6 protein-coding genes are annotated in these 9106 nt (G+C 35.3%); 3 read left to right on the forward strand and 3 right to left on the reverse strand.

Going from position 1 to position 9106, the window contains the following annotated elements:
• Positions 1-10: 10 nt before the first annotated feature.
• On the reverse strand, positions 11-832 hold the full coding sequence (locus tag AC13DP_RS10110) for a hypothetical protein (protein ID WP_347406414.1): 822 nt from the start codon (positions 830-832) through the stop codon (positions 11-13).
• Between the two features lie 120 nt (positions 833-952).
• Positions 953-2836, reverse strand: coding sequence for a molecular chaperone HtpG (gene htpG / locus AC13DP_RS10115; RefSeq protein ID WP_339810723.1), 1884 nt, complete (start codon positions 2834-2836; stop codon positions 953-955).
• 225 nt (positions 2837-3061) lie between these two features.
• Here htpG and AC13DP_RS10120 point away from each other — a divergent pair, with 225 nt between their 5' ends.
• Entirely contained in the window at positions 3062-3736 is a 675-nt protein-coding gene (locus AC13DP_RS10120) for a TetR family transcriptional regulator C-terminal domain-containing protein (protein WP_347406415.1), read from the forward strand.
• A 53-nt stretch (positions 3737-3789) separates the two neighbouring features.
• Positions 3790-5097: an ABC1 kinase family protein gene (locus AC13DP_RS10125; protein WP_483067730.1), complete on the forward strand. Its 1308-nt coding sequence runs from the start codon at positions 3790-3792 to the stop codon at positions 5095-5097.
• Between the two features lie 227 nt (positions 5098-5324).
• On the opposite strand, the gene AC13DP_RS10130 is transcribed toward AC13DP_RS10125, so the two are convergent.
• Positions 5325-7787 carry an alpha/beta hydrolase family protein gene (locus AC13DP_RS10130; RefSeq protein WP_483067731.1) on the reverse strand — a complete coding sequence of 821 codons (2463 nt, stop codon included), beginning with the start codon at positions 7785-7787 and terminating at the stop codon, positions 5325-5327.
• Between the two features lie 138 nt (positions 7788-7925).
• Between AC13DP_RS10130 and AC13DP_RS10135 the strand changes: the two genes are divergently transcribed.
• Positions 7926-8933 (forward strand): 3-oxoacyl-ACP synthase III family protein, encoded by a 1008-nt coding sequence (locus tag AC13DP_RS10135; RefSeq protein WP_483067732.1) that lies wholly within the window; start codon positions 7926-7928, stop codon positions 8931-8933.
• Positions 8934-9106: the final 173 nt, after the last annotated feature.

Consider the following 9106-nt stretch of genomic DNA (forward strand, 5'->3'; position numbering starts at 1 on the left):
TGCTGCTTACTTACTTCTTTATCTCACCAGCTTTTTGCCTTGCTTTAAAAAAGTTAGAATCAGTATTGATAAACTCAATATTCGATATTTTTGCTTCTCCTATTTCGTCTTCAATTCCGTTTTCTTTGGACCAGTTATGGAAGGTCCATTTTGTCGCAAAAGGAACCCCATCTACCATTTTATAATCATGATATTTTATCGCGTGAGGATTAGCTTCTGCTGTTTGTACTTCTTTGTTAAGGGTTACGATATAAGCGGCAGCGGCGAGTTTTTGATCTTCAGATTGATAAATAATATACCAGTCGTCTGGAGCGTCTCCTATGTCATTTCCAAAAGTTAGTCGGGCAGATGTTACTTTTGTACTATCTAAAATGCGCTGTTCTGGCATTTCCCATTGGGTACCATTATCGGTGAGTTTAAAAGGTAGGGCAAAGAAATATTGCCAGGTGAACATATCGAATCTTGCTCCGTCATAATTTTGGCTGGCAGGATATATCCAGGCTTTGTCTCCGTCGAAGCTTAAGAAGGTACTATCCTTCTTTTCAATTTTAATTTTACCAGAATTGGTTAAGGTAGTAATTTTAGCGTTTAATCGTTCTTTCCCGCCAAATTGTAAAATAATATCAAATTGAACTGCTTTATGTTCTAAAAAATTTGCTTTATGATGTGCTTTTTCTATATCGGTAGGAAATTGCATTACTGGGGAAGTAGCACCTTTGCCAATGCCACCATCAGGTTCAGTCATTATTTTTTCTTCGGGCGTCATTTTTTCAGGTTTATCTTTACAAGCATAAATTAATAAGATAGCAGAAAGTAGGAGTAGCTTTTTCATTTTCATATTTCTTGTTTAGTAGGAATCTTTGATTAAAACTTTCAATATAAAATATTCAATTAAAAAAAAGCGTCATTCGATTTTAGAATGACGCTTTTATAAATATAAATAATATTAAAACTATTTTACCATCTCAAAACTACGCTTAATGAATGCTGTTAATTCTTCACCTTTAAGCAGGTTTTGTGAAAGCCTTGCAAGGTCTAAAGATTGTTTTATCAAACGTTGTTGTGTTTCCTCTTCTGCACTTAAAATTTCAGATGTAAGTGGGTGATTGGTATTTACTACAAGATTATACATCTCTGGCATATTGCCCATTCCAAACATGCCGCCACCACCGGTTTGCTGCATTTCTTTCATTCTTCGCATAAACTCCGGCTGTGTGATCATAAGCGGAGCGGCATTACTATCCATCGCTTCCATCTGGATGGTATATTTTTCTTTTGGGACTACTTTTTCGAAGTCACCTTTTAATTTCTCTTTTTCATCGTCTGATAATTTAGAGATTTTCTCTTCATCTGTTTTAATCAGATTGTCTACATGGTCTGAATCGACTCTGGTAAAAGTTATTTTCTCTTCAGATGATTCTAATTTTTGTAGCAGGTGAGAAATAATAGGAGAATCTAAAAGTATTACTTTATAACCTTTATCTTTAGCAGCTTCAATATAACTGTGCTGTTCATTTTGATTAGAAGCATAAAGAATTACCAGATTACCATCTTTATCGGTCTGATTATCTTTTATCGCTTCTTTTAACTCTTCAAAGGTGTAATATTCGTTATCAATGGTTGGGTATAAAGCAAACTTCTGCGCTTTCTCGTAAAACTTATCTTCGGTTAGCATACCATATTCGATAACTACTTTGATATCATTCCATTTTTCCTGAAAATCTTCACGATTATTATTGAAAAGCGCTTTTAGTTTATCAGCAACTTTTCTGGTGATATAACTTGAGATCTTTTTTACTGCCCCATCTGCCTGAAGATAAGATCTGGAAACATTTAATGGGATATCTGGAGAATCAATAACCCCACGTAACATGGTTAAAAATTCAGGAACAATACCTTCTACATTATCAGTAACAAAAACCTGGTTTTGATATAACTGAATTTTATCACGCTGCATGTTCATATCCTGAGACATCTTTGGGAAATAAAGAATCCCGGTAAGATTAAAAGGATAATCTACATTTAAGTGAATATGGAATAAAGGCTCCTCAAACTGCATTGGGTACAGTTCACGATAAAAATCTTTATAATCTTTATCTTCCAGATCGGTTGGTTGTTTGGTCCATGCAGGATCCGGATTATTGATGATGTTGTCTACCGTTTTGGTTTCTGGCTTTGCATCTTCGGGAGCATCGTCTGGAAGTGGAAGGGTTTCTTCCCTGGTTCCAAATCGAATTGGGATTGGCATAAATTTATTATACTTCACCAATAATTCTTCAATTCGGTTTTCTTCTAAAAACTCCTCATCATCTTCATTTATGTGCAGAATAATTTCTGTACCGCGATCCTGCTTATCAGCATCTTCCAGCGTAAACTCTGTTGTTCCAGAACAGGTCCAATGAGCTGCTGGCTCATCTTTGTAAGATTTGGTGATGATTTCAACTTTATGAGCTACCATAAAAGCGGAATAGAAGCCAAGACCAAAATGACCAATAATTCCACTGTCTTTAGCAGAATCTTTGTACTTATCAAGAAATTCTTCAGCGCCAGAGAAAGCTACTTCATTAATGTACTTTTCAACTTCCTCTTTTGTCATCCCGATACCTTGATCGATCACATGTATTTTTTTATTCTCTTTATCCACTTTGATGTCGATTACAGGATTTCCGTATTCCACATCGGTTTCACCAATATTGGTAAGGTGCTTTAGTTTTAGAGTTGCATCGGTAGCGTTAGAAATTAACTCTCTTAGGAAAATTTCGTGATCGCTGTAAAGGAATTTTTTAATCAGCGGGAAAATGTTGTCTACTGATACATTAATCTTTCCAGTTGCCATATATTTTTAGTTTTTATTATCAATTTCGGTTTTTAGTAACCAAAAAAAATACCATTACAGTTTTGCTGTCATCTTGGCATAAGACTTGTAATTAATTCAATGATTATGCGTCTAATTATTTGAATGTCAAAAATTAGACATGTTGAATTTTTAACAAACATTTTGTTTAACTAAATAACATATAAGTTAAACAATACTTATATTTGGAAAAGAGAAAAAGAAATTATGGCGACGACAAAGAAAGCAACTACTGCAAATAAGAAGTTAGATTCAGATCGATTGATAAGTCTTTATATGGATTATGTGCTGGAAAATGAACATGCCCCTAAGACAGTTTATAAATTTTGTAAGGAGAATAAACTTCAGGAAGAAGAATTCTATAACTTTTACGGAAGTTTTGAAGGCTTAGAGAAAGGAATTTGGGAGAAGTTTTATCTAAATACTGTGAATGTAATTGAGAAAAGCCCGGAATATACAGGTTTTACTAACCGGGAAAAAATGCTCACTTTTTATTATACTTTTTTTGAAGTGTTAACTGCTAATAGAAGTTATGTTTTATTCACATTGAAAAAAGATCCAACCCCAATTAAGAACCTGGAACAATTAAAAGGTTTACGTAAAAATGTAAAGCATTTTTCAAAGGGACTGGTTGCGGAAGGGAATAAGGATAAGACCCTGAAATTTCTACAGCAACCTGAAGAGATTTTCTCTGAAGCTGCCTGGATCCAATTGTTATTCTTATTAAAATTTTGGATGGATGATAACTCTGCACAATTTGAAAGTACAGATGTAGCGATCGAAAAATCAGTAAATACAGTATTCGATGTTTTTGATAATACACCATTAGAACGTGTTGTTGATTTCGGAAAATTTCTTTACAAACAGAAAATGGCTAAATGATCTGTTGTCAAAATTGCTATGAAAAAGGCCGAAAGGCGATAAAAAAGAATTAGATGAAATCAATCGATAAAATTCCTACCGGCAAAATTGGCCGAACCAGTAAATTGGTGCAAACCGGAGCTAAAATTGGAGGGAATTATTTAAAGTATTATAGTAAAAAAGCTTTTAATAAAGAGCTTACACGTGATGATTTGGATCGTGATAATGCCAATGATATCTACGATGGTCTAAAAAGTTTAAAAGGTAGTGCGCTTAAAGTTGCTCAAATGCTTTCGATGGAGAAAAGCTTGTTGCCCAGTGCTTATGTAGAGAAATTTAGTTTAGCACAATTTAGCGTACCGCCATTATCGGCTCCATTAGTACGTAAAACCTTTAAGAAGTATAATGGGAATTATCCTGAGGACTTATACGACGAATTTACCTCGCAATCTGTCAACGCTGCGAGTATTGGGCAGGTGCACCGGGCAATAAAAGATGGGAAAAAACTTGCTGTGAAAATTCAATATCCCGGGGTGGCTGATAGTATAAGTTCAGACTTAGCCATGGTGAAACCCATTGCCATAAGGATGTTTAATTTACAAGGTAAAGATTCAGAAAAGTATTTTAAGGAGGTAGAAGGGAAGCTCTTAGAAGAAACCGATTATGTGTTGGAAATAAAGCAGAGTAAAGCAATTTCAGAAGCATGTAAGCATATTCCTAATCTTAAGTTTCCGCAGTATTATGAAGAATTGTCCAGCGAACGAATTATTACGATGGACTGGATGGATGGTCAGCATCTAAGTGAATTTGTAAAAGACAGTAAAGATCAGGAAAAAGCGAATAAGGTTGGGCAGGCATTGTGGGATTTTTATATGTTCCAGATGCATGGATTAAAAGAAGTGCATGCCGATCCTCATCCGGGTAATTTTTTAGTAGATAAGGCGGGAAATTTAATTGCGATCGATTTTGGATGTATTAAAAAAGTTCCAGACGATTTCTACGTACCTTATTTTGAATTAGCGAAAAAAGAAAATATAGACAACCCTGAGTTCTTTAACGAAAAGTTATACGAACTCGAAATTTTAAGGGAAGATGATACTGAAAATGAGATTAAGTATTTTTCAGAATTATTCCATCAGATGTTGAGTCTTTTTACCAGTCCGTTTCACTCTGAAACTTTCGATTTTTCAGATAGAGGATTTTGGGATGCTATTACTAAATTGAGTGAAAAATATAGTAAGGATGAGGAACTAAGAAAGATGAACGGAAATCGCGGAAGTAAGCATTTCCTTTATATCAACAGGACATTCTTTGGTCTTTATAATTTATTACATGATCTGGAAGCTAAGGTAGAAATTAATAGATTTCGAGATTACTTGTAGGTTAATATTTTGATTTATTGGTTAGGTTGAAAAGCGCGATTTCATTCTTCGAAATTGCGCTTTTCTTATTGGTATCATTAACAGACCGATCCTGGTAATTATAAGTATGTCCCTACATTTTAAAAAGGTTTTGCGGTAATAGATTGTGGATTATCCCCAATGTTTTGATTAAAAAAGCCTCCTGAAATTTCTCAGAAGGCTTTATAATCGTGATGGATTTATTTAGTTTAATCCTGAATTTCTTCCTTTGTTGCTTCTACTGTGTTTTTTGGTTTATTTTTTACATACTTTTCCAACCACTCATCTTGTTCCCATAGCACATGTAGTACAGATTCTTTTGCGCTGTATCCATGGCTTTCTTTTGGTAGCATAACTAGCCTGGCAGTAGCACCAAGACCTTTTAAGGCATTAAAATAACGCTCACTTTGCATGGGATAAGTCCCAGAATTATTATCGGCTTCTCCATGAATTAGTAATAACGGCGTTTTCATTTTATCTGCATGCATAAAAGGAGACATGGTATAATACACTTCTGGAGCTTCCCAATAATTCCGTTCTTCGCTTTGAAAACCAAAAGGCGTTAAAGTTCTATTATAAGCTCCGCTTCTTGCAATTCCTGCAGCAAATAAATCGGAATGGGATAGAAGATTGGCAACCATAAAAGCGCCATAACTATGCCCGCCAACGGCAACACGATCTGGATCTATATATCCCATTTCGTCTACGGCATCTATAGCAGCAGCAGCATTATCTACCAATTGTTTTCTAAAGGTGTCGTTAGGCTCTTCATCACCTTCACCGATAATAGGAAAAGCCGCGTCGTCCAATACGGCATAGCCCCTGTTCACCCAGTAAATAGGAGAACCATAGTAAGGATAAGTAAAGTCATTTGCGTTGCTGGTATTTTGTGAAGCCGAATTTTTATCTTTGTATTCACGAGGATAGGCCCACATAATCATTGGTAACTTTTCAGGGTTTTCTTTATCGTAACCGGCAGGTAAATATAGTGTTCCGTTTAGTTCTAAACCATCTTCACGCTTATAGGTAATTACCTCTTTGCTTACATCCTGTAAACTTTTAAAAGGGTTTTCGAAGTTGGTAATTTGTTGAAGATCATTTTTTTTCTTAATATTTCTGATGTAATAATTAGGATACTCGCTAGAAGCTTCGATTCTTACAAGAATTTCGCCTTTATCGATATCTAATGCTTCTACAATGCTTTCTTTTTTATCTTCAAATATGGATTGGTACAAACGCTCGGTATCTCCAGTTTTCAGATTAATCTTATCAATAAATGGATACTGTCCTTTATCTGAAAATCCATCGCCAATGAGATAAGCATCGGTACCATCCAATTCTAAAACAGATCTTCCAAAGTTGTTTTTATGCGTAACAAAATTTCCCGGATCGCTATAGACATCCTGATAATTTCTGTCAAATAAAATCTTAGGATCTTTATTATTACTTGATGGATCAATTAAATATGTTTTGCTGTTTCTTGTATTCCACCAATAATCCATGGCGATTGCCGTTTCGTCATTTCCCCAAATAATACCGCTGTAGCGATTAATTGTTTTTAAGAAGGCTTTTCCTTCACCTTCGAAAGGAGCGTCCAGCATAAATACCTGATCTCTATGATCAACTTCAACTTCAGGGTCACCGCCATCTAAAGCCATAGCGAAAACTAAGGTTGCCGGTTTATCTGCGCGCCAGTTTAGACTTCTTCTTCCTTTCTGGGTAGACATAAAACCTTGTGGTAAATCCTCTAATAAAGGAACATCGTTTACCATGTTTACCAAACTGGCGTCGTTTTTATAAACGTTGGTTTCTGTAGGGAATCTGTAATAAGGTACGAGATAAGAAAAAGGTTTTTTAATGTGGCTAATCATTATATATTCCCCATCTGGAGAAAAGCTAATATCATCATACATATTCGCTTTCATCCATTGCGATTTATTTCCGTTTAGATCTACTTTGAATAAAGTGGAGCGTGCTAACTGCTCAAAATTATATTCGTCATTAGGATCTTTTAGCAAATCCTGATAGGTTCTGTTTTGCGCTTCTTTACCATCACTTACACTAACTGTAGGACCGGTTGGGACTGCCATAGCCTCATCTATAAGTTCTTTACGATCTTTTGGGAGCATTTTTACTAAAATAGCTTCGCTATCTTTAAACCAGTTAATGGTATTACCCATATTTGCATTTAAAGAAGCATCAGTAAGTTTTTTAGCTTTGGCAGATTTTATATCTATAACCCATAATTCTACTCCGGTGTTTGTAGTTTGAGTAAAAGCCAGTTTCTTTTCATCTGGTGACCAGCTGAGATTTGCGATTCTTGGATTTTCTGGTAAACCGGTAACATTTGTAGGTTCGTTATCTTTTACAGGCTTTATTTTTATATCGGTAAAATAGCGGGCACGGCTACTAATATTAGTTGCCGGATTAATTCTTAATCCTCCAAGGCGTAATTCTTTTTCACTTAATTCTGCAATAGTTTTGTATTGATCGCGATAAAGAAATAGCATTAAATCTCCTTTACTGTTTATATAAGTTCCTGGTGCCAAAGGAACATCTACTAAGTCTAGGATAGGTTTTGGTGGTTTTTGGTATGTAAGATTTTCCTGAGCATAACTGCTAAAAAAAGAAGCAGCAATACATAGAAAACATGTGATAATTTGTTTTTTCATGAATGAGTTTTTAGAATATTTGTTGCACTAATATAAGGTATTCTGTAAAATGTTAATCTTTCCTATATTGCAATCTTTAATATTTAGATATTTGCTAAATTGAAGAGTCTAGATTTTTAATTATTTAAAATAAACTGAATGTATCAGTCTAAAATTGCCGGATTAGGAAAATATGTGCCAGAGAATGTGGTTACCAATGAGGATTTATCCAAAATAATGGATACCAATGATGCCTGGATCCAGGAACGTACCGGTATAAAAGAAAGGCGACATATTAAAAAAGGCGATGGCAATACAACAGCCAGTATGGGAGCTAAGGCTGCAAATATAGCCTTAGAAAGAGCCAATATTAGTAAAGATGATATTGATCTAATCGTTTTTGCCACCTTAAGTCCCGACTATTATTTTCCCGGATGTGGTGTGCAAATTCAGGAAATATTAGATATTCATACCTGTCCTGCCCTTGATGTGCGTAATCAATGTAGTGGTTTTATCTACGGGCTATCGGTTGCCGATCAATTTATCAAAACCGGTATGTATAAAAACATACTTCTAATTGGAAGTGAAAATCATAGTGGTGGTTTAGATTTTACGACACGTGGGCGTTCGGTATCTGTGATTTTTGGAGATGGAGCAGGAGCGGTAGTACTAACAAGAAGTGATCATAATGGGCAGGGAATTCTTTCTACGCATTTACATTCTGAAGGAAAACACGCCTTGGAATTAAGTCTGAAAGGTCCAAGCACCAATCACTGGGTTCCTGAAATTATTAAGGAAAATCCACAGGAAGATATTCCGTATTATCCGTATATGAACGGACAATTTGTATTTAAAAATGCAGTCGTTCGTTTTTCTGAAGTAATTATGGAAGGGCTAAAGGCAAACGGACTTGATGTGAAAGATATCGATATGCTTATTCCGCATCAGGCGAACCTAAGAATTTCACAATTTATTCAGCAGAAATTTAAGTTAAGGGACGATCAGGTGTATAATAATATCCAACGATATGGAAATACCACAGCAGCATCGATTCCTATCGCGCTAACCGAAGCCTGGGAAGAAGGTAAAATCAAAGAAGGTGATACTATTGTTTTGGCGGCTTTTGGTAGTGGATTTACCTGGGCCAGTGCTGTAATCGAATGGTAAAAAATAGATTTTTGAAATAAAAAAGCGGCTTAAAGCCACTAGTGGTCGGAAGAAATTCCGGCCACTTTAAGTTTTAAATAATTTGTTGGGATCTCCTCCGGAAAAGGTCACTATCATTGCAATAATTAAATTCCTTACTTCCATTTTAAATCTTCTCTTGGCTGTTTTATAAC

The sequence above is a fragment of the Zunongwangia sp. L-65 genome, from assembly GCF_056859415.1.